The sequence below is a fragment of the Kitasatospora sp. NPDC048715 genome (assembly GCF_043198905.1).
GTDB lineage: Bacteria > Actinomycetota > Actinomycetes > Streptomycetales > Streptomycetaceae > Kitasatospora > Kitasatospora lactacystinica.
Genome location: NZ_JBICVH010000014.1, coordinates 203,012 through 223,243, shown reverse-complemented (window position 1 = coordinate 223,243; position 20,232 = coordinate 203,012). Strand labels below are relative to the sequence as shown.

The following is a 20,232-nucleotide window of genomic DNA, read 5'->3' as shown; positions in this document are numbered from 1 at the left end:
GGTCACTTACCACCCTCGACCTGAGACGACGTTTCCGCTCCGCTCCAATGCGGGTTCTCCCAGATGATCGTGCCGCCCATGCCGAAGCCGATGCACATCGTGGTGAGGCCGTAGCGGACCTCCGGGCGCTGCTCGAAGCGGCGGGCCAGCTGGTTCATCAGGCGCACGCCGGAGGAGGCCAGCGGGTGGCCGAAGGCGATCGCGCCGCCGTACGGGTTGACCCGCTCGTCGTCGTCCGCGATGCCGAAGTGGTCCAGGAAGGCCAGGACCTGGACGGCGAAGGCCTCGTTGACCTCGAAGGCCTGGATGTCGTCGATGGTCAGACCGGCCTTGGCCAGCGCCTTCTCGGTGGCCGGCACCGGGCCGACGCCCATGACCTCGGGCTCGACGCCCGCGAAGGCGAACGAGACCAGGCGCATCTTCACCGGGAGGCCGAGCTCCTCGGCGACGTCCTCGGCGGCCAGCAGCGAGGCGGTGGCACCGTCGTTCAGACCGGCCGAGTTGCCCGCGGTGATGTTGCCGTGCGGGCGGAACGGGGTCTTGAGGCCCGCCAGGTTCTCCATCGTGGTGCCCGGGCGCATCGGCTCGTCCACGGTGGCCAGGCCCCAGCCGGTCTCGCCGACCTCGGGGTTGGTGTTGCGGATCGTGATCGGCACCAGGTCGGGCTGGATGTCGCCGTTGGCGTACGCCTTGGCGGCCTTCTCCTGCGAGCGCACGGCGTAGGCGTCGCAGCGCTCCTTGGTCAGGTGCGGGAACCGGTCGTGCAGGTTCTCCGCGGTCATGCCCATGAACAGGGCGGACTCGTCGACCAGCTTCTCGGAGACGAAGCGCGGGTTCGGGTCGACGCCCTCGCCCATGGGGTGGCGGCCCATGTGCTCGACGCCGCCGGCCACGACCACGTCGTACGCGCCGAAGGCGATGCCGCCCGCGGTGGCGGTCACGGCGGTCAGCGCGCCGGCGCACATGCGGTCGATCGAGTAGCCGGGCACGGACTTCGGCAGGCCGGACAGCAGGGCGGCGGTGCGCCCGATGGTCAGACCCTGGTCGCCGATCTGCGTGGTGGCCGCGACGGCGACCTCGTCGATGCGCTCGACGGGCAGGTTCGGGTTACGGCGCACGAGCTCCCGGATGCACTTGACGACCAGGTCGTCGGCGCGCGTCTCGTGGTAGATGCCCTTCGGGCCGGCCTTGCCGAACGGGGTGCGGACGCCATCGACGAAGACGACGTCCCTCGCGGTACGAGGCACGGGGGCTCTCCTCCCAGGGACCAACATTTAGGTGGGCGGGCTGCCGCCGTCGAAGACCCGAGCGGCGCCGCATCACGGCCATGCTACCCGCCGGTAACCAACCTGCCCAGGCCCCTCGGAGGGATCTGACCATGTGTCTCCCGACACGTTCCCCGGCCGTCCGACCAGGAGCGCCGTTCCCGGGTACGGCGAAGGGGATGTCGCCCGTACGGACGACATCCCCTTCCCGTGTTGCCGGATCGGCCCGGACCGCGACCGGCCCGAACGCCGGTCGGACCCCGGCCCGACCGGCCCCGCGCGGCCATGGGCCACGGGACATCGGCCCCGACCGGCCCCGCGCCGTGATCAGTCCTGGGCGACGACCGCCGCGGCGAAGGCGGCGGCCACCGCCGGCGCCACCAGGTCCACCTGCCACTGCCGGGCGCCGAGCCCGCGCAGTGCGGCGGCCACGCCCTCCGGGCCCGGGTCGGCCGGCGGTTGCCAGGAGACCCGCCGGACCAGGTCCGGGGTGATCAGGTTCTCGGCCGGCAGGTGGTGGCGCTCGGCCAGCTCGCCGATCGCGCTGCGCGCGCCGGAGAGCCGGGCGGCGGCCACCGGGTCCTTCTCGGCCCAGGCCCGCGGCGGCGGCGGCCCCTCGTGCGGCGCGGTGGCCGGCGGCAGCAGGTTCTCCGGGACCTCCCGGCCGCGCTGCACGGCCGCCAGCCACTGCTCCAGCTGGCGCCGGTGCACCCGGGGGCCGAAGCCCTGGACGGCCTGCAGGGAGGCGATGTTCAGCGGCATGGCAAGTGCGGCGTTGACGATCGCCGCGTCCGCGAGCACCCGGCCGGGGGAGACGTCGCGGTCCTGCGCCATCCGGTCGCGGGCGAGCCACATCTCGCGCACCACGGCCAGCTGACGGCGGCGGCGGACCTTGTGCAGCTGGGAGGTGCGGCGCCACGGGTCGGTGCGCGGGGCCGGGCGGGGCGCGGCGGCGATCGAGGCGAACTCCTCCATCGCCCAGCCGAGCTTGCCCTGGGCGTCCAGCTCCCGTTCGAGTGCGTCGCGCAGCTCGACCAGCACCTCGACGTCCAGAGCGGCGTAGCGCAGCCACGGCTCGGGCAGCGGGCGGGTGGACCAGTCGACCGCGGAGTGCTCCTTGGCGAGGCTCAGCCCGAGCACGTTCTCGGTCATCGGCCCGAGGCCGACCCGGGCGAAGCCGGCGATCCGCCCGGCCAGCTCGGTGTCGAAGAGGCGCCGGGGTCTCATGCCGACCTCGGCGAGGCAGGGCAGGTCCTGGCTGGCCGCGTGGACCACCCATTCGGCGTCCTCGACGGCCCGGCCGAGCTCACTGAGGTCCGGGCAGGCGATCGGGTCGATCAGGGCGGAGCCGGAACCCTCGCGGCGCAGCTGGATGAGGTAGGCGCGCTGCCCGTAGCGGTAGCCGGAGGCCCGTTCGGCATCGACGGCCACCGGTCCGGTGCCCCCCGCGAAGGCGGCGACGACGGCGGCCAGCGCCCGGTCGTCCGCCACCACGGGTGGGATCCCGTCCTTCGGTTCGAGGAGCGGGACCGGGGCTGCTTCTTCTGGGATGGCTGCTACGGCGTCGGTCACCCCCCAAGGGTACGACGGTCCTCACGGCCGGGAGTGTTGTCGGACTGGTCAGACTGTTGATCGCCGAGGGATCGCGGGGCGGGCGGCACAGGACCGCGCGGGTGCCGTACGGGGCTTCGTGGCGGCGCCGTGGGGGTGACACGGGGGGACGGTGCGAAGGCCGGCCAGCCCGCCCGTCCCCGGGCGGACTGCGCGCCGGGAGGCCGGGGGCCGCACGGCGGCGGCCGAGGAGGAACGTTCCTCCTCGGCCGCCGCAGCGGTCCGGAGCGCCCGGCTCAGTGGATGATGCCGGTGCGCAGCGCGACCGCGACCATGCCGGCGCGGTCGCCGGTGCCCAGCTTGCGGGCGATCCGGGCGAGGTGGCTCTTGACGGTGAGCGCCGACAGGCCCATCGCCACGCCGATCGCCTTGTTGGACTGTCCCTCGGCGACCAGTCGCAGCACCTCCACCTCGCGACCGGAGAGCTCGCGGTAGGCGGCCTGCTGCGCGCCCGGCGCACCGGGTGCTCCGGGGGCGCCCGGCGCACCGGCCGCGCCCGGCATGCCCGGCATCCCGGGGCGGCGCATCCGGCCGGCCAGCCCGGCGGCGCCGAGCGGCATCCCGGGGCGGCCCGGCATCGCGACGTTCGTCCGGGTACCGGTCACCACGTATCCCTTGACACCGCCGGCCAGTGCGCTGCGGACCGCGCCGATGTCGTCGGCGGCGGACAGTGCCAGGCCGTTGGGCCAGCCCGCGGCGCGGGTCTCGGCGAGGATGGTCAGCCCGGAGCCGTCCGGGAGGTGCACGTCGGCGACGCAGATGTCGCGGGGAGTGGAGACCCGGGGGCGGGCCTCGGCGATGGAGGACACCTCGATCACGTCGCGGACGCCGAGTGCCCACAGGTGGCGGGTGACGGTGTTTCGGACACGGGGATCGGCGATGACCACCATGGCGGTGGGCTTGGTCGGCCGGTAGGCGACCACGTTTGCGGGGTGCTCAAGAAGGACCGACACCAGGCCTCCTGCGGGGAGTGGCGGACGGAACCCCGATGGGGGCGGTCGGAGTGTTCCGCGTTCGGAAAGGGTCACAGTCTGCTTCGGCAGCAACCGTGCCCGGCTTTAGCGAAAGATCACGATCTAGTGAGTAACAATACGGACAAATCGCGCAAATGATTGATGCGACATGCCCGGTATTCGCACAAAATCGATCAGATTCGGTGTCGATCGGTCGGTGTCGACCGGTGAATTGACGAAGAGCGGGTCCGAAGTCACACTCCGTCAGCCCTGGGGGTGGCGTACGGCCCCCGGGCGCCGTCGGGCCCGCACACCACCCGTCAGTGCGACCGGGGGCGTCGCCGGGCCGGCATCGGGACCACTCCACCGAGTGAAGGAACCTCGGCGGGCCCCTGCGGGGCCGGGGCGGTCGGCGGCAGGCCGGCGCTGACGCACAGCAGGTCCGCCCAGGCCGCCAGGTGCCGCTCGAAACGGCCGTCGGCCGGGGTCCAGGAGGCCCGGATCTCGATCTCCGTCGAGGACGGGCGGTCCGCCAGGCCGCCGAAGTACTGGGAGGAGGCCAGGCTCACCGTGCCGGACGGCTCCGCGTACCCGGCGCCGTGCGCCTGCAGGGTGTCCAGCAGCCAGGACCAGCCCACCTCGGAGACCATCGGGTCGCCCGCCATCTCCGGCTCCAGCTCGGCCCGGGTCATCGTGACCACCCGGAACTCCCCGTTCCAGGCCTCCTGCCCGGCCGGGTCGTACAGCAGCACCAGCCGGCCGTCCGCCAGCTCCTCGCCGTCGACCTCGACCGAGGCGGTCACCGCGAACGAGTACGGGGCGAGCCGGCGCGGCGCCGGCGCGGGGGAGAGCTGCACCTCGGGCCGCAGCCGGGCCCCGTCCAGGGCCGCCACGGCCGCCCGGAACTCGCTCGGCACCCCCTCGTGCCCCGCTCCGCCACCTGCTCCGCCACCCTGTGCGGGGTGCCCTCCGACCGCTGCCATGCCCCGAAGACTAGGTCGAAGAACGGGGTTATCGCCGCAACTTCTCTCCCAGCGGCGTGCCGGAACGGCAAACCCGGACAGATCTTGGAGGAACCGACGAGACCGGCCGGGAAACCGGGCCCGGCACGCGTGCGAAGATTTGACGCGTGAGCGAGACAACGGCAGACACCACGGCGCCCACCGACGGCGGCCAGACCACCCCCCGGCGTCGCGGCGCCGCGCACGACTCCGCGTTCCTGCGCGCCTGCCGGCACGAGCCCGTGCCGCACACGCCGGTGTGGTTCATGCGCCAGGCCGGCCGCTCGCTGCCCGAGTACCTGAAGGTCCGCGAGGGCATCCCCATGCTGGAGTCCTGCATGCGGCCCGAGCTGGTCAAGGAGATCACCCTCCAGCCGGTGCGCCGGCACAAGGTGGACGCGGCGATCTTCTTCAGCGACATCGTGGTGCCGCTCAAGGCCGTCGGCATCGACGTCGACATCAAGCCCGGCATCGGCCCCGTCATCGCCGACCCGATCCGCACCGTCGAGGACCTGAAGCGGCTGCGCCCGCTGGAGCCGGACGACGTCCCCTACATCACCGAGGCCGTCGGCCTGCTGGTGGACGAGCTCGGCGAGACCCCGCTGATCGGCTTCGCCGGGGCGCCGTACACGCTGGCCAGCTACCTGATCGAGGGCGGGCCGTCCAAGAACCACGAGAACACCAAGGCCATGATGTACGGGCAGCCCGAGCTGTGGGCCGCCCTGGTGGACCGGCTCGCGGACATCACCTCGGCCTTCCTCAAGGTCCAGATCGAGGCCGGCGCCTCGGCCGTCCAGCTGTTCGACTCCTGGGTCGGCGCGCTCGCGCCGGACGACTACCGCCGCTCGGTGATGCCGTCCAGCACCAAGGTCTTCGACGCCGTCGCCGAGTACGGCGTGCCGCGGATCCACTTCGGCGTCGGCACCGGCGAACTGCTCGGCCTGATGGGCCAGGCCGGCGCGGACATCGTCGGCGTCGACTGGCGGGTGCCGCTGAACGTCGCCGCCGAGCGGGTCGGCCCGGGCAAGGGCCTGCAGGGCAACCTCGACCCGGCGGTGCTGTACGCGCCCACCGCGGTGGTGGAGACCAAGGCCGCCGAGGTGCTGCGGGCCGCCGAGGCGCTCGGCACCAGCGGCCACATCTTCAACCTCGGCCACGGCGTGCTGCCGTCCATGGACCCGGACGCGCTCAGCCGCCTCGTCGCCTTCGTCCACGAGGCCAGCGCGCGCTGACCTCCCGGTGGCGGGCCCCTGCCGCTCCGGGGCCCGCTACCCGGCCGTGACCTCGATCCCGGCCCGGCGCAGCAGCGCCGCCGTCACCCCGTCGCCGGGGCGCAGCTCCCCGGTGAACGACCCGTCGTACACCTGCCCGCAGCCGCAGGACGGGCTGCGCGCCATCAGCACCGCCCGCCGGGCCCCCGCCTCCTCGGCGGCGGCGAGCGCCGCCCGGGCGCCGGCCAGGAACTCCGCGGTGCAGTCCGCCCCGGTCGCGTCCACCACCCGGGCCCGCCCGTCCAGCACGTCCGCGCCGTCCCCGCCCACGATCTCCGCCGGCGGCCGCGGCGTCGGCAGCCCGCCCGCCCCCTCCGGGCACACCACCACGGCCCGCCCCCGCTCGACCAGCCGCACGGCGTCGTCGGAGGTCTTCGCCCGCCCGTCGTACCGGCAGGGGATCCCGGCCAGACACGCACTCACCATGATCGGTTCCATGGCACACAGACTAAGTGGCGGTCCGCCGCGTCCCCGATCTCGCTATCTTGGGGCACGCCGAGGCCGGAATCCCGCACTACTGGATCGTCGAGGAGGACGACGGCCTGCCGGTCGTGCACGTCTACGAGCTGGACCGGGTGACCGCTTCCTACGCACCGGCCGGAATCTTCCGCGGCAGGCTGGAACGCCCGGTGCCGTTCCCGATCGCGATCGACCTCGGGCGTGCAGGGGATTGAGGGTCCGGCGTAAAGACCTGCGAGACTGCGGAGCATGTCGGATGCACAGGTCGTCGTCGTCGGTGGTGGGATCGCGGGGCTGGCCGCGGCCGCTTTCCTGAGCGGTGCCGCCGGGGGGCCCGCGCGGGCGCGGGTCACGCTGCTGGAGGCGTCCGGGCGGGTCGGCGGGAAGCTGTGGGGCGGAGAGGTCGGCGGGGTCCGGGTGGACCTCGGGGCCGAGTCGGTGCTGGCCCGGCGGCCGGAGGCGGTGGACCTGGCACGGGCGGTCGGGCTCGGCGAGGAGCTGGAGCCGCCGACCACCGCGAAGGCCGCGATCTGGACCCGCGGCGCGCTGCGGCCGCTGCCCGGCGGGCAGGTGATGGGCGTCCCCGGTGACCTGGAGGCGCTGGCCGCCTCCGGCGTGCTGACCGACGAGGGGCTGGAGCGGGCCCGGAACGAGCGGCCCGGCGAGATCGGCGAGGACGTCGCGATCGGCCGCTACGTCGCCGACCGGCTGGGCCAGGAGGTCGTGGACCGGCTGGTCGAGCCGCTGCTCGGCGGCGTCTACGCCGGCCGCGCCGAGGAGATCTCGCTGCGCGCCGCCGTCCCGCAGCTGCTGCCGATCGCGCGCGGCGGCGGCTCGCTGGTCGAGGGGGTGCACGAGCTGGCCTCCCGGCCGAAGGTGGTCGGCACCCCGGTGTTCCAGGGCCTGCGCGGCGGCCTCGGCACCCTGCCCGGCGCGGTCGCCGCGGCCTGCGTCAAGGCGGGGGTGGACCTGCGCACCGACGCCCCGGTGGACGAGCTGCGCCGCACCCCCGACGGCTGGCGGGTGGTGGCCGGCGGCGAGGTGCTGCACGCGGACGCCGTGGTGCTGGCCGTCCCGGCCCCCGTCGCGGCCCGGCTGCTGCGCGAGGACGCCCCGGCGGCCGCCACCGACCTGGACGCCGTCGAGTACGCGGGCATGGCCCTGGTGACCCTGGCCTTCCGCCGCGCCGAACTGGCCGAGCCGCCCGGCGGCAGCGGCTTCCTGGTGCCGCCGGTGGACGGGCGGCGGATCAAGGCCTCGACCTTCTCCTCCAACAAGTGGGGCTGGCTGGAGCGTTCCGCGCCGGACGCGTTCCTGCTGCGCACCTCGCTGGGCCGGTACCGCGAGGAGGAGGCGCTGGGGCTGCCGGACGAGGAGCTGGTGGCCCGCTCGCTGGCGGACCTGGAGGAGGCGATCGGGCTGACCGCCCGGCCGTACGACACCTTCGTCTCCCGCTTCACGGCCGGTCTGCCGCAGTACCCGGTGGGGCACCTGGACCGGGTGGCCCGGGTGCGGGCCCAGGTGGCGCGGGTGGGCGCGCTGGCGCTGTGCGGCGCCGCGTACGACGGGGTGGGCATTCCGGCGTGCATCGGTTCGGCGGCCGCCGCTGCGGCCGCCGTCGACAGACTGTTGACCCCGGCGACCGGGGAAGGCTCCACGGAGAGGACAATGGGCGCATGACTGAGAGCGTTGAGCGGGAGCAGCAGCCCGAGAAGAAGAAGGCGCGCGACCTGAACCAGGTCATCCGCTACACGATGTGGTCGGTGTTCAAGCTCAAGGGCGCCCTGCCCGAGGACCGCACCGCGCTGGCCGCCGAGGTGGACGAGCTGTTCGCCCAGCTGGCCGCCAAGGACGTGACCGTGCGCGGCACGTACGACGTCTCCGGTCTGCGCGCGGACGCCGACATCCTGGTCTGGTGGCACGCCGCCGACTCGGACGACCTCCAGGAGGCGTACAACCGCTTCCGCCGCACCGGCCTCGGCCGGCTGCTGGAGCCGGTCTGGTCGAACATGGCGCTGCACCGCCCGGCCGAGTTCAACAAGTCGCACATCCCGGCCTTCCTGGCCGACGAGCGCCCGCGCGACTACGTCTGCGTGTACCCGTTCGTCCGCTCCTACGAGTGGTACCTGCTGCCGGACGCCGAGCGGCGCGCGATGCTCGCCGAGCACGGCCAGATGGCGCGCGGCTACCCGGACGTGCGGGCCAACACGGTGGCCTCGTTCGCGCTCGGCGACTACGAGTGGCTGCTCGCCTTCGAGGCCGACGAGCTGCACCGGATCGTCGACCTGATGCGCGATCTGCGCCCCTCCCGGGCCCGGCTGCACGTCCGCGAGGAGGTGCCGTTCTTCACCGGTCGGCGCAAGCCGGTCAGCGAGCTGCTGAACGGCCTGGTCTGACGGTTCCCGCGGTTCCTCCCGGAGGCCGGTTCCCCGACGGGGAGCCGGCCTCCGGCGTCGCTACGGGCGCGGCCCGGCGAACTCGCGCAGCACGGAGGTGTAGTGGTCGCCGAGGTCGACCCGGGTGACGTCCTCGAAACGGAACTTCGTCGGCTCCGGGTGCCAGCGCGCCTCGGGATCGACCTCGTGCAGCCGCAGCGAGGCGGGCCGCAGTGCGGTGACCGTACCGACCCAGCAGGCGCCGGGGTCGCGGCGCTCGGTGTGCAGGGCGATCAGACCGTACTCGGCGCAGGCGGCGGTGAGCAGGCCGGGCAGGTCGTCCAGCGGCAGGTCGGCGCCGGGCGGGCGGACCGGCCACAGGCCGCGGCGGCGCAGCACCCGTACGGTCAGGCTCTCGGGGCCGCCCCGGTCGCGGACCTTGTGCAGGTCGGCGGTGCGGACGGCGCTCCAGCCGTCGAGGCGGTGGTCGGTGCAGGTGGCGAGCAGGGTCCAGACCGGGCCGGTGCCGAGGACGAAGCCCTCCAGCCGGTCCGCGCCGGGGATGGAGCGGCGCAGCCGGACCGGGCGGCCCTCGGAGCGGGCGCGCTCCAGCGTCGCGAGGCCCTTCCGGCCGAGGGCGGGTGAGTCCGGGGCGCGGTCGGCGGGGCGCCGCTCGGCGGGGTCGGGTGCGTCCATGGATGGGAGTCTGCCCTGGTCGCAGCGGTCGGCGCAGCCGGTTTTCAGGTCCGGTGCGGGCGCAGGGCGGCGCGGAGCCGGGCGTCGGGCAGGACGGCCGGGCCGTTCATGGCGACGGCGGTGAGCAGTTCGCGCTCCTCGTCGTCGGCCAGGCCGCGCTGGCGGGTCGGACGGACCTCGCGCAGTACCTCCTGGCCGACCGGGGAGGCCCAGCGGGTGTACGGGTAGACGTCCACCCGGGCCATCAGCAGGGTGCCCGAGGTGAGCGCCACCGGCAGGGAGAACCAGGCGAGCGGGGCGAGGGTGTCACCCCCGGTGAAGCCGCCGAGGGCCAGCGAGGCGGCCAGCAGCACCAGCGTCAGCAGCAGCGCGTGCCGGACCTGCCGGACCACCACCACGGTGTTGCGCTGCACCAGGGCCGGGGTGGCCAGGCCCGCCAGGGTGAGCCGGGCGCCGATCTCCAGCACGGTGGGGTGCTCGGCCATGGCCCGGCGCAGCTCGTCGGTCCGGCACTGGACCTCGGGGCCGACGGTGGCGATGACCGCCCGCTCCAGGCGGCTGCGGCCCCTGGGGTCGACCACGGTGGTCCAGCCGGTGTGCGCCAGGTGCAGCCGCCCGCGGCCGGTCATCAGGACGAGGGCGAGTTCGACCACCCGGTCCGGGCCGCCGGCCAGGTAGGCGGTCTCGTACAGGCCGATGCCGACGGCTTCGGGGGGCCGCAGGCCGGCCTGGTCGGCCAGGGCGTCGGCGGTGGCGGTCATCCGGACCAGTCGGAGGCAGGACAGGACCGCCGCGACACAGGCCGGTATGAGGAACAGCAACCACATGGGCTTGTTGTATGCCTGCGTCGACGGCGGGCGGAACGTCTTCCCGGTCCGCGATACCGAACTGTGACGTCCGGCGGCGCGCCCGGCGGGTCTCAGGAGCCGCCGCAGCCGCCGCCACAGCTCGACCCGCAGCTGGAGGAGGACGAGGACCCGCAGCTCGACGAAGAGGATCCGCAGCTCGACGAGGAGGACCCGCAGCTGGACGAGCCGCAACCGGAGCCGGAGGAACCGGAGTCGGAGGACCCGCACCAGGAGGCGGAGCCGCCGTCGGAGCCGGAGGAACCGGAGGAGCATGAGGACGCCGACGACGCCGACGACGAGGAGGACGAGGACGACGAGGAGGCGTTCGCGGCGACCGCCTGCCGTACGGCCTCCTCCTCGGCCGACGCGGTCAGCATCGCGGCCTCCAGCTCCGGGTTGTCCAGCCCGGCGGCGGCCAGGCCGCCGAGCGCGAGCGCGCCCAGCAGCGCGCCGCCGGCCAGCCGGGGCGGCATCCCGGCGTTGGGCTTCCACGGAGTGCCCTGCATCAGGGAGAGCTGGCGCTGCCCGGCCGGGGTGATCCGGCCCTTGACCGGCGCGGTGGCGAGCAGCGCGGTGAGGCCCCCGAACAGCAGGAGGCCCGGGACCCAGAGGTTCGGGCGGTCGTGGCCGGCGGTGCCGTCGTCGAGCAGCAGGGAGGCCACCGCGGAGGCCACCACGAGCAGCAGCGCGAGCCAGAGCAGCCGACGGGCGGTGCGGGCCCGCCGCAGCCGCTCGGGGCGGCGCAGCAGGCCGCGGTCGGCGAGCCGGTCACCGATCTCCTGGACGGCGGCGGAGCGCATCACGGTGTGGCGCAGCGAGCCGAGTTGACGGCTGCCGGTCGGACCGACCGCGTCCTGGACCGCCTTGTCGACGGCGTCGTACGGCTTGGAGCCGGTGAGCGTGACCAGACCGGAGCGGCTGATCACGACCTGCTCGCTCATGTGCATCCGGACCACGGCGGTGTCGAACACCCGCCCCGGCCCGCCGGACAGGAACGCGGTGTCGAGCAGCGGCAGACCGCGGCCGGGCAGGCCCTTGGCGTAGCGGACCCGGCCGATGTGCTGCCGGGTCCGGGCGGCGTACAGGGCGGCGGCCGCCAGCAGGACGGCCGGGACGACGAAGTAGCTGTTGTGCCACATGGGCTGTTCCCCCGAGGTGGTGACAGTGCGTCAGGATCAGGTGCCGCCGGGTTCGCCGGCGGCCCGGCCGCCGGCTAGCGGCGCGGGTCCGGGCGCAGGGCCCGGCGCAGGCGCGCGAGCGGGCCCGGCGGCCGTACGGGTGCCGGGTGGAGCCACTGCTCCAGGGCCCGGCGGTGGTCGTCGGCGAGCGGGCCGCCGTCGGTGAGCACCCACTGCGCGAAGGCCCGGGCGTCGGCCCGGTAGCCGCCGGTCTGCGGGTGGGAGCGGGCGTAGCCGAGGAAGAGCGGCCCGTACTGCGCCCCGAGCGCCCGGGGCAGGTCCGGGGCCACCTTGGCGGTGGTGTCCCGCCGCTTGGCGGCCAGGCCGGTGGACTGGGCGCGGACCTGCCGCTCGTCGAAGCCGGGCGGGACGGGCCCGCCGGCCACCAGGGCGGCCAGCAGCTCCTCCTGGCGCCGGGCCAGGCGCCGCCGGGCGGCGGCGAGGTCCGGCTCGGCGGAACCCGGCTCGGCGGAACCCGGCTCGGCGGGGCCCTGCGCGGCGGGGTCGCGGTCGGTGGTGGGGCGCGGGTCGGTGTTCTCCCGCGCCGTTCTCGTCAGGTCGCTCATCGCCGGGTGCTCCCCTCCAGCACCCGGCGGATGGCGTCCAGTTCACCGGCCAGCTCGCTGGGCGGCGGGAAGTTGGCGTCCCGTTCCAGCAGCACCCCGGGCGGGGCGACCCGCGCGCAGAGTTCGGCCAGCACCTCCAGCACCGGTTCGGTGACGGGGTGGGCGTGGGTGTCGTGCCAGACGCCGTCGACCAGGGTGCCGCCCGCGACGTGGACGTAGGCGAGCGCCTCCAGCGGCAGGCGGTCGAGCTCGGCGGCCGGGTCGATGCCGAGGTTGACCCGGTTGGTGTGCAGGTTGGCGACGTCGATCAGCAGCCGGACGCCGGTGCGCTCGACGAGCTCGGCGAGGAACTGGCCCTCGGTGAACTCGTCGTCCGGCCAGGCGAGCTGGGCGGCGATGTTCTCCAGGGCGAGCGGCACCGGCAGGTGGTCCTGGGCGATCCGGACGTTCTCGGCGATCACCCGCAGCGAGTCCCGGGTGCGGGGGACGGGCAGCAGGTGGCCGGCCTCCAGACCGCCGGCTCGGACGAACGCCAGGTGCTCGCTGACCAGCGGGGAGTCGAGGGCCAGCGCGGCCTCGGCGAGCCGGTCGAGGCGGCCGGGGTCGGGCAGGTCGGCGCCGCCGAGGCCGAGGCCGACGCCGTGCGGGACGACGGTGACGCCGCGTCCGCGCAGCACGGTCAGGGACTCGGGCAGGTGGTCGGCGCAGATGTTCTCGGCGACCACCTCGACCCAGTCCAGGCCGGGCCGGCTCTCGACCACGGTGTCGATCTCGCTGCGCCAGCCGAGGCCGACGCCCAGACGGGGCGCGGTCTCCCGGGGCGCGGCTCCTCGGCGCGCGGTGGCGGAGGCAGGCAGTTCCAGGGCAGGGGAAGTCATCGGTTCGCCCCCTTCGGAGGGCCGGGTGGGAGGGCCGTCGAGCGGTGCGGGCGTCGTCGCCGGAACCGCGCGGCCGTGCTGCTGAGAATGTCCCCGGGCGGGGCGGCTGCCAAGCCTCGCCCGGTCTTCTCAGAGCATTATTTGAGCATGTCGTGCCGGTCGTGAGGGACTTTGGTCCCGAGCCCGGGCCGTCCGCGCAGGTGGGGTGCCCTTCCGGCGGGAAAACCGGAGGCGCCGGGCGGGCCCGCGGGGCTAGCGTGGGAATCCATGACTTCCTCGAATTCCTCCTCCGTGACGATCCGTGACTTCCGCCCCGAGGACGCCGTGGCCGTGGCCGCGGCCCACCGGGCCGGGCGCGAACACCTGGTGCTCTCCGCCGAGACGCTGGTCTGGTTGAACGCCCAGCCCAGCCCCGAGGAGCACTTCCGCACCTTCGTCGCCGAACTGGACGGCCGGGTGGTCGGCGCGGTGCGCTGCGGGGTGGTGCTGGGGACGACGGCCACGGGCGTCGGCTACGCCAACGGCAGCGTGCTGCCTGAGTACCGGCGGCGCGGCGCGGCCACCGCCCTGCTGGCCGCGGCCGAGCGGCACCTGACCGGGCACGGCGTGACGGAGCTGCACACCTGGCTGGACGACGAGCCCGCCTCGCAGGCCTTCGCCACCGCCCGGGGCTACCGGATCGGGCGCACCATGCAGTTCGCCGGACGGGACCTCGCGCTGCCGCTGCCGCCCGCTCCCGTACGGCCGGCCGGTGTCGAGGTGCGCCCGGCCGCCGACTGGGCGGACGACCCGTACCCGGTGTTCCTGGTCGAGGCGGACGCCATCCTGGACGAGCCCGGCAGCGAGGTGCCGATGGACGCCCTCACGTACGAGGACTGGCTGCGCAACGACTGGGCCAGGCCGGACCGGGACGCGGCGCTGAGCGTCGTCGCCGTGGTGGACGGCCGGCCGGCGGCCTTCAGCATGGTGCAGACGGACGGCGCGGACCGCTACTGGTCCGCGTTCACCGCCTGCCGCCGGGAGTTCCGCGGCCGGGGGCTGAGCAAGCTGGCCAAGCTGGAGTCGCTGCGGCTCGCCGCGGCGGCCGGCTACCGGCACGCGTACACCAGCAACGACACGACCAACGGGCCGATGCTGGCGATCAACGCCTGGCTCGGCTACGAACGCTGTGCGGGGGAGCGCAAGGGAATCAAGCAGCTGGAGCGGTCGGCGGAGCAGGAGATCTGACGCTCCTCCCGGACCGAACTCCGGGCCAAACTCCGGACCGAACCCCGGCCGGGAACGGACCGAACCCCGGCCCGGGCCGGGCCACTTCGGCCAGATGTGGTCCAGACCACGCGGGACGAATCGGGACAGCTCGGGTTGCTTCGGGCGCGAAGTGGCTTGAACTGTAATGGTTTTGCTCCACTCCTGTCACGACATGGGCATAATCGCGCACATGACGATCAGCCGTGCGAACGTGAGCGCGATTGCCGAGGACCTGTACGTGTGGCTCCCGCCGAAGCGGGGCTGGGGCCTGGCCAACTGCGGGCTGCTGGCCTCGGAGGCCACCGCGCTCTGGATCGACACGCCGTACGACCCCTCGATGGCCGGGGAGTTCCTCGCCGCGAGCCGGCGGCTGCTGCCGGACGGGGTCGGGATCGACCGGGTGGTCGTCACCCACGCCAACGGGGACCACCTGTGGGGCGCCGGGGTGCTGCCGGACGCCGAGGTGATCGCCACCCGCGAGGCGCTGGAGCACATCCACTGGGAGCCCACCCCGCAGCAGCAGCACGCGCTGGTCGTCAACAGCGACCCGCAGTCGCCGCTCGGCGGCTACCTGAGGGAGCACTTCGGGCAGTTCGACTGGTCCGGCACCGCGCCGGTGCGCCCCGACACCGTCTTCACCGGTGAGCTGGAGCTGACCGTCGGCCGCTACCCGGTGCAAATCACCAGCCTGCCCGCCGCCCACACGGGTGGGGACCTCATGGTCCACCTCCCGCACCAGCGCGCGGTCTTCACCGGCGACGTGATCTTCTCCTCGACGCCCGAGCAGCCCGGCGACCACCCCTCGCACTGGGCCGGACCGCTGGAGAACGTCATCGGCGCCTGCGAGCAGGCCCTCGCCACCGGCGCGGAGATCTTCGTGCCCGGCCACGGCCCGGTGCTCGACCGCGACGGCGTCCGGGAGCACATCGGCTACCTCTCCTACGTCCGCGAGCGCGCCCACGCCCTGCACGCCGCCGGCATACCCGCGCTGGACGCCGCCCGGCGGGTGATCGCCGAACAGCGCCACCCCGAACTCGGCCTGCCCGAGCGGCTGGTGCTCACCCTCGCGGCCGAGTACCGGCACCTGGACGGCTCCGCGGCCCCCGGCGCCCTGGAGGCCATGGGCCAGGTCGCCCTGGTGGCCCGGGAACTGGCCGAGGACGCCGCCCGCTCCCCGCGCCCGCGCGCCGTCGGGAACTGACCCCGCCCGCGCTCCCGGAACGCGCCCCTCCCGGCAGGTCCGGCCGCACCACCCGGTCCCACCCGCAAAGCACCCCCGAGGACTTCGATGACGCAGATCGCGCTGATCGTCCTGGCGCTGGTCGCCGCCGTGGCCGCGGCCGTGCTCGCCCGCGGCCGGGCCGGGGCCGTCGCCCGGGCGACGGCCGCCGAGACCGCGCTCGGCCGGAGCGAGGAGCGCACCCGGGCCGCCGAGGGCAGGCTCGCCCGCGCCGAGCAGCAGCAGCGCGAGGCGCAGGAGGCCGCCCGGCGCTCCGCCGAGGAGGCCCAGCGGGCGCAGGAGCGCACCCGCGCCGCCGAGGACAGCGTCCGCGAGGCACAGGAAGCGGCCCGGCACGCGCAGGACACCGTCCGGGACGCCCTGCAGCAGGGCGCCGCCGCGATCGACCGGGCCGAGCGGGCCGAGAGCGCGCTCGCCGCCGCCGAGGCGCGGGCGACCGCGCTGCTCGCCGAGATCGGCCACCTCGCCCAGGAGCGGATCGCCGCCACCGCCGTACGGCTCACCCACGGCAACGCCCCACTGGTCGGCCCACTGGACCCGCAGGCCGTCGGCCCCGAGGCGGTCCGGGCGCTGCAGGCCGTCCTGGACGCCGCGCACGCCGCCCTCGCCGACGAGCGCGAGCGGGTGGACGCCGCCGCCCGCGCCGCCATGCGCGGCGCCACCTCCCGGATCCAGACCCTGCTGTACCAGATCCAGAGCCTGGTCCAGCAGCTCCAGCACGAGCACGACGACCCCCGGCTGCTGGAGGTCGACTTCCGCAACGAGGTCGCGCTGCGCCGGATCCAGACCATCGCGGTGCTCTGCGAGGCCTGGCCGGGCCTGGCCCGCACCGACTCGCCGCTCGCCGAGGTGGTCGTCGGCGCGCTCTCCCGGGTGCCCGGCTACGCCCGGATCAAGGTCGCCAACCACCTGCGCGAGCAGCGCCTCGCCGTGGTCGCCCGGGCCGCCGAGCCGATCGCCGTCACCATCGCCGAGCTGCTCGCCAACGCCACCGCCTACTCCCACCCGGAGACCGACGTCCCGGTCACCGTCCAGCAGGGCGGCCGCGGCGCGCTGGTGATCATCGACGACAGCGGCATCGGCATGGACGAGGACCAGCTGCGCCGCGCCCGCCGGCTGCTGGCCGGCCCGCCCGACATGCTGCTCACCGAGCTCGGCAACCCGCCCAAGACCGGCTTCGCGGTGATCGGCAAGCTGGCCCGCCAGTACGGCTTCTCCTGTCACGTCGAGCCCTCGCCGTACGGCGGCATGCGGACCATCCTGCGCATCCCGGCCGCGCTGGTGACCGTCGTGGACGACGAGCAGCCGCTGTCGGTGCTCACCCCGCTGCCGCTGCGGGCCGGCGCAGGCCCGGCCCCGGCGCCCACCGTCGCGGCCGTCCCGCCGATGCGCGACGCGGACGAGCAGGACGGCCCGCAGCTCGCCGACCGCCACAACCAGCCGGGCCCGCACCCGGCCCCGGCCATCCGGGTGGTGCCCGATCCGGTGGCGTCCGATCCGGTCGCGGACGGCCGGGCGGACGGCCGGACGGACGGCGCGACGGCAGGGGGTGCCGAGCCGGCCGGCGATGCGCCGCTCGGCGCCACCCCGAAGGACGGCGCGACGGCCGGTGCGCCCGCGGCGGACGCACCCGTGGCCGACGACGGCACCGGCCTGCCCACCCGGCGGCGCCGCCGTCCGCTGGCCGCCGAGCAGCCGCCCGGCGCGAGGCCCGTCCCCGTTCGCGCCCCGGTATCCGACCGCACCGCGGCGTCCGACCGCGCCCCGGCGTCCGACCGCACCCCCGAGCAGGCCGCCGCCCACTGGCAGGCGCTGCAGCAGGGCACCGACTCCGGCCGGGCCGCCGTGGCCCGGGCCGCCCGCGAGGAGACCGGCGCCGGCGCCACCGGCACCCCCGCCGCCCCCGGCGACACCACCCCCGGCCACGACCCCGGCGACACCACCGCCGGCCACGACCCCGGTGACCAGAGCACCGGTCAGACCTTAGAAGGAGCCGAGCAGTGAGCAGCACGCCCAGCCCGACCACCACCGACGAGATCTCGTGGGTGCTGACCCCGTTGCTGGAGCTGCCGGGGGTGCTGCACGCGGTCATCGCCACCGGGGACGGCCTGGTCGAGGGCGCCTCGGACGGCCTGGAGCGCGCCTCGGCCGAGCGGGTCGCCGCGATGACCGCCACCGTGCACGCCGCCGCCCGGGCCTTCACCGCCGCGTTCACCGACGCCGAGCGCCCCAAGCTGGCCCAGACCGTGGTGGAGTCCGACCTCGGCTACGCCATCGTGGTGCCCGCCGGGGAGAACACCTCGCTCGCCGTGTTCACCTCGCCGGACGCCCAACTCGGCAACGTGGCCTACCAGATGCAGCTGCAGGTCGCCGCCCTCGGTCGCGCGCTCGCGAGCCCGACCCGGCGGCAGGACGACGACGGCCGGTCATGACCGCCGCCCCCCGCAGGCGGATGGTGCCCGCCTACCTGGCCACCGGCGGCCGCAGCCGCCCCGGCACCAAGGGCTTCGAGCGGCTGACCGTGCTGTTCGCCGACCGCGCCGACCCGCCGGCCGCGCTCGAACCCGAACACCGCCGGCTCTGGGAACTGCTGCGCCCCGGCGCGCTGACCGTGGTGGAGGCCGCCGCGCACCTGCGCCTGCCGGTCAGTGCCACCGTCTTCCTCGCGGCCGATCTGGTCGAGTCGGGCTGCCTGCACGCCCGCGCACCGATCCCGCGCGCCCAGCAGACCGACCGCTCCATCGTCGAGAGGCTCCTCGTTGGACTCCGTGCGCTCCGGTGACCCGGCCGCCCGGCCGGACCCGGAAGACCAGAGCCGGGTGGGCTACCTGCCCGACCGGGACCAGACGCTGATGAAGCTGGTGGTGGCCGGCCCGTTCGGGGTCGGCAAGACCACCCTCATCCGCACCCTCTCGGAGATCGCCACCCTGCACACCGAGGAGGCGATGACCGAGACCGGCCGCCCGGTGGACGACCTGGCCGGCCTGCCCGAGAAGGCCACCACCACCGTCGCCGTCGACTTCGGCCGGCTCACCCTGCCCGGCAACGTCGTGCTCTACATGTTCGGCACCCCCGGTCAGCGCCGCTTCTTCCCGCTCTGGCAGGACATCGCCCGCGGCGCCGTGGGCGCCCTGGTGCTCGCCGACACCCGCCGGCTGGCCGACTCCTTCGAGATCATGGACATGGTCGAGGAGCAGGGCCTGCCGTACGCCGTCGCCGTCAACCGCTTCCCGGACGCCCCGGAGCACGCGGTCGAGGTGCTGCGCACCCACCTGGACCTGCACGCCGCGACCCCGTTGCTGCTCTGCGACGCCCGCGAGCGCGACAGCAGCCTGGACGCGCTGATCGCGCTGGCCGAGCACGTCCTGGACGCCCTGCCCGCCGCCCCCGCCACCTCGGACCCCGCCACCCCGGAGCAGCCGTGACCGTCGAGTCCCGCCCGACCCCGATCCACGGCCCGGTCTTCGCCGCCGACCCCCAGCTGGTCTACGAGCGGCTGCGGCGGCACGGCGCGGTCGCCCCGGTCGAGGTCGCGCCCGGCGTCGAGGCCCTGCTGGTCACCGACTACCAGGCCGCACTGGACCTGCTGCGCGACACCGACACCTTCTCCAAGGACTCCCGGGCCTGGCAGCGCACCGTCCCGCCGGACTCCCCGCTGCTGCCCGTCCTCGGCTACCGCCCGACCGCGCTGTTCAGCGACGGCGAGACCCACGCGCGCTACCGGGCGGTGATCACCGACGCCCTCGCGCTGTTCGAACCGCACCGGCTCCAGCGCCAGGTCGCCGGGACCGCGCACCGGCTGATCGACCGCTTCGCCGCCGTCGGGCACGCCGACCTGATCGCCGAGTACGCCCGCCGGCTGCCCGCCTTCGCGCTCACCACCTGGTTCGGCGTGCCGCAGGAGCAGCGCGAGGAGGTGGTGGACGCGATCACCGGGCTGATCGAGTCCACCGCGCGGGCGGGCGCCTCGTACGGGAAGCTCCTGGCGGTGGTCACCGCGATGGTCGCCGAGCGCCGCGCGCGCCCCCGGCACGACCTCACCTCGATGTTCGTCACCCACCCGGTCGGGCTGGACGACGACGAGGTGATCCGGCAGATCACCCTGACCCTGATCGCCGGGCACGAGCCGACCACCAACCTGATCGGCAACGCCCTGCTGCGCCTGCTCACCGACGCCCGTTACGCCGGCTCGCTGTTCGGCGGGGCGATGACCGCCCACCAGGCGATCGACGAGGTGCTCTGGCACGAGCCGCCGATGGCCAACCTCTCGGCCCACTACCCGCGGTACGACATCACCTTCCACGGCCGCGAGATCAAGGCGGGCACGCTGGTCCTGGTCTCGTACGCGGCCGCCAACTCCCAGGCCGCGCCGCCCACCGACGACGGCGGGCTGCGCAGCGGGGAGAGCGCCCACCTGGCCTGGGCGGCCGGCCCGCACGCCTGCCCGGCCCGGGACCCGGCCCTGCTGATCGCGATCACCGCCATCGAGCAGCTGGGCAGCCGCCTCAGCGACCTCGAACTCTCCACCCCCGCCGAGGACCTGCTCTGGCGCCCGGGCCCGTTCCACCGGGCGCTGATGCACCTCCCGGTCCGCTTCGCACCGGTCGCGGGGTAGGCCCGGACAGGCCCGGACAACACGGCGG

Annotated in this window: 18 protein-coding genes and 2 pseudogenes; 11 read left to right on the top strand and 9 right to left on the bottom strand. The window is 75.0% G+C overall.

Features of this window, described 5'->3' with window-relative positions; translation table 11 throughout:
• Window positions 1-2: 2 nt before the first annotated feature.
• From ACGFSC_RS25980 to ACGFSC_RS25965, 4 genes are all read right to left on the bottom strand, one after another.
• Window positions 3-1,247, bottom strand: a complete 1,245-nt coding sequence (locus ACGFSC_RS25980; protein ID WP_359910906.1) for an acetyl-CoA C-acyltransferase — start codon at window positions 1,245-1,247, stop codon at window positions 3-5.
• Window positions 1,248-1,592: 345 nt separating this feature from the next.
• A complete protein-coding gene (locus tag ACGFSC_RS25975) occupies window positions 1,593-2,837 on the bottom strand; it encodes an HRDC domain-containing protein (RefSeq protein WP_359910903.1) in 1,245 nt (414 codons plus the stop codon).
• A gap of 275 nt (window positions 2,838-3,112) precedes the next feature.
• Window positions 3,113-3,829, bottom strand: a complete 717-nt coding sequence (locus tag ACGFSC_RS25970) for a response regulator transcription factor (RefSeq protein ID WP_049651279.1) — start codon at window positions 3,827-3,829, stop codon at window positions 3,113-3,115.
• A 320-nt stretch (window positions 3,830-4,149) separates the two neighbouring features.
• Window positions 4,150-4,812, bottom strand: a complete 663-nt coding sequence (locus ACGFSC_RS25965; RefSeq protein ID WP_359914354.1) for a DUF3000 domain-containing protein — start codon at window positions 4,810-4,812, stop codon at window positions 4,150-4,152.
• A gap of 236 nt (window positions 4,813-5,048) precedes the next feature.
• Here ACGFSC_RS25965 and hemE point away from each other — a divergent pair, with 236 nt between their 5' ends.
• A complete protein-coding gene (gene hemE, locus ACGFSC_RS25960) occupies window positions 5,049-6,062 on the top strand; it encodes a uroporphyrinogen decarboxylase (RefSeq protein WP_359914397.1) in 1,014 nt (337 codons plus the stop codon).
• Between the two features lie 36 nt (window positions 6,063-6,098).
• Here hemE and ACGFSC_RS25955 read toward each other — a convergent pair whose 3' ends face one another.
• Window positions 6,099-6,539: a DUF523 domain-containing protein gene (locus ACGFSC_RS25955; RefSeq protein WP_359914356.1), complete on the bottom strand. Its 441-nt coding sequence runs from the start codon at window positions 6,537-6,539 to the stop codon at window positions 6,099-6,101.
• Window positions 6,540-6,592: 53 nt separating this feature from the next.
• On the opposite strand from ACGFSC_RS25955, the pseudogene ACGFSC_RS25950 reads away from it, so the two are divergent.
• The 3 genes and pseudogenes from ACGFSC_RS25950 to hemQ form a co-directional block, all read left to right on the top strand.
• Window positions 6,593-6,775 (top strand): annotated as a pseudogene (locus ACGFSC_RS25950) (Uma2 family endonuclease); the annotation flags it as partial.
• 34 nt (window positions 6,776-6,809) lie between these two features.
• Window positions 6,810-8,240 (top strand): protoporphyrinogen oxidase, encoded by a 1,431-nt coding sequence (gene hemG, locus ACGFSC_RS25945; RefSeq protein ID WP_359914359.1) that lies wholly within the window; start codon window positions 6,810-6,812, stop codon window positions 8,238-8,240.
• Entirely contained in the window at window positions 8,237-8,956 is a 720-nt protein-coding gene (gene hemQ / locus ACGFSC_RS25940; RefSeq protein WP_359914362.1) for a hydrogen peroxide-dependent heme synthase, read from the top strand. The genes hemG and hemQ overlap by 4 nt, the downstream gene beginning before the upstream one ends.
• A gap of 60 nt (window positions 8,957-9,016) precedes the next feature.
• Here hemQ and ACGFSC_RS25935 read toward each other — a convergent pair whose 3' ends face one another.
• The 4 genes and pseudogenes from ACGFSC_RS25935 to ACGFSC_RS25920 form a co-directional block, all read right to left on the bottom strand.
• A complete protein-coding gene (locus ACGFSC_RS25935; RefSeq protein ID WP_359914365.1) occupies window positions 9,017-9,631 on the bottom strand; it encodes a hypothetical protein in 615 nt (204 codons plus the stop codon).
• Window positions 9,632-9,675: 44 nt separating this feature from the next.
• Window positions 9,676-10,458, bottom strand: a complete 783-nt coding sequence (locus tag ACGFSC_RS25930; RefSeq protein ID WP_359914368.1) for a TIGR04222 domain-containing membrane protein — start codon at window positions 10,456-10,458, stop codon at window positions 9,676-9,678.
• Between the two features lie 92 nt (window positions 10,459-10,550).
• Entirely contained in the window at window positions 10,551-11,618 is a 1,068-nt protein-coding gene (locus ACGFSC_RS25925) for a TIGR04222 domain-containing membrane protein (RefSeq protein WP_359914371.1), read from the bottom strand.
• 74 nt (window positions 11,619-11,692) lie between these two features.
• Window positions 11,693-13,101: pseudogene (locus ACGFSC_RS25920) on the bottom strand (DUF692 domain-containing protein).
• A 267-nt stretch (window positions 13,102-13,368) separates the two neighbouring features.
• Here ACGFSC_RS25920 and ACGFSC_RS25915 point away from each other — a divergent pair.
• The 7 genes from ACGFSC_RS25915 to ACGFSC_RS25885 all read left to right on the top strand — a co-directional run bounded on the left by ACGFSC_RS25915 (window position 13,369) and on the right by ACGFSC_RS25885 (window position 20,204).
• Window positions 13,369-14,328 carry a GNAT family N-acetyltransferase gene (locus ACGFSC_RS25915; protein ID WP_359914380.1) on the top strand — a complete coding sequence of 320 codons (960 nt, stop codon included), beginning with the start codon at window positions 13,369-13,371 and terminating at the stop codon, window positions 14,326-14,328.
• 211 nt (window positions 14,329-14,539) lie between these two features.
• The gene (locus tag ACGFSC_RS25910; RefSeq protein WP_359914383.1) at window positions 14,540-15,550 is read left to right on the top strand and encodes an MBL fold metallo-hydrolase; all 1,011 of its coding nucleotides are present in this window, start codon (window positions 14,540-14,542) and stop codon (window positions 15,548-15,550) included.
• Window positions 15,551-15,637: 87 nt separating this feature from the next.
• Window positions 15,638-17,593 (top strand): ATP-binding protein, encoded by a 1,956-nt coding sequence (locus ACGFSC_RS25905; RefSeq protein WP_359914386.1) that lies wholly within the window; start codon window positions 15,638-15,640, stop codon window positions 17,591-17,593.
• Window positions 17,590-18,021, top strand: coding sequence for a roadblock/LC7 domain-containing protein (locus tag ACGFSC_RS25900; protein WP_359914389.1), 432 nt, complete (start codon window positions 17,590-17,592; stop codon window positions 18,019-18,021). The genes ACGFSC_RS25905 and ACGFSC_RS25900 overlap by 4 nt, the downstream gene beginning before the upstream one ends.
• A complete protein-coding gene (locus tag ACGFSC_RS25895; protein ID WP_359914392.1) occupies window positions 18,018-18,371 on the top strand; it encodes a DUF742 domain-containing protein in 354 nt (117 codons plus the stop codon). Before ACGFSC_RS25900 ends, ACGFSC_RS25895 begins: the two co-directional genes overlap by 4 nt.
• A gap of 70 nt (window positions 18,372-18,441) precedes the next feature.
• Entirely contained in the window at window positions 18,442-19,014 is a 573-nt protein-coding gene (locus tag ACGFSC_RS25890; RefSeq protein WP_359914400.1) for an ATP/GTP-binding protein, read from the top strand.
• Window positions 19,011-20,204 carry a cytochrome P450 gene (locus tag ACGFSC_RS25885; RefSeq protein ID WP_359914394.1) on the top strand — a complete coding sequence of 398 codons (1,194 nt, stop codon included), beginning with the start codon at window positions 19,011-19,013 and terminating at the stop codon, window positions 20,202-20,204. The genes ACGFSC_RS25890 and ACGFSC_RS25885 overlap by 4 nt, the downstream gene beginning before the upstream one ends.
• Window positions 20,205-20,232 lie beyond the last annotated feature (28 nt).

Bases quoted from the DNA above. Each gene is read 5' to 3' on its own strand.
- ACGFSC_RS25965 (WP_359914354.1), bottom strand. From the start codon at position 4,812: ATGGCAGCGGTCGGAGGGCACCCCGCACAGGGTGGCGGAGCAGGTGGC.
- ACGFSC_RS25955 (WP_359914356.1), bottom strand. From the start codon at position 6,539: ATGGAACCGATCATGGTGAGTGCGTGTCTGGCCGGGATCCCCTGCCGG.
- hemG (WP_359914359.1), top strand. From the start codon at position 6,810: ATGTCGGATGCACAGGTCGTCGTCGTCGGTGGTGGGATCGCGGGGCTG.
- hemQ (WP_359914362.1), top strand. From the start codon at position 8,237: ATGACTGAGAGCGTTGAGCGGGAGCAGCAGCCCGAGAAGAAGAAGGCG.
- ACGFSC_RS25935 (WP_359914365.1), bottom strand. From the start codon at position 9,631: ATGGACGCACCCGACCCCGCCGAGCGGCGCCCCGCCGACCGCGCCCCG.
- ACGFSC_RS25930 (WP_359914368.1), bottom strand. From the start codon at position 10,458: ATGTGGTTGCTGTTCCTCATACCGGCCTGTGTCGCGGCGGTCCTGTCC.
- ACGFSC_RS25925 (WP_359914371.1), bottom strand. From the start codon at position 11,618: ATGTGGCACAACAGCTACTTCGTCGTCCCGGCCGTCCTGCTGGCGGCC.
- ACGFSC_RS25915 (WP_359914380.1), top strand. From the start codon at position 13,369: ATGACTTCCTCGAATTCCTCCTCCGTGACGATCCGTGACTTCCGCCCC.
- ACGFSC_RS25910 (WP_359914383.1), top strand. From the start codon at position 14,540: ATGACGATCAGCCGTGCGAACGTGAGCGCGATTGCCGAGGACCTGTAC.
- ACGFSC_RS25905 (WP_359914386.1), top strand. From the start codon at position 15,638: ATGACGCAGATCGCGCTGATCGTCCTGGCGCTGGTCGCCGCCGTGGCC.
- ACGFSC_RS25895 (WP_359914392.1), top strand. From the start codon at position 18,018: ATGACCGCCGCCCCCCGCAGGCGGATGGTGCCCGCCTACCTGGCCACC.
- ACGFSC_RS25890 (WP_359914400.1), top strand. From the start codon at position 18,442: ATGAAGCTGGTGGTGGCCGGCCCGTTCGGGGTCGGCAAGACCACCCTC.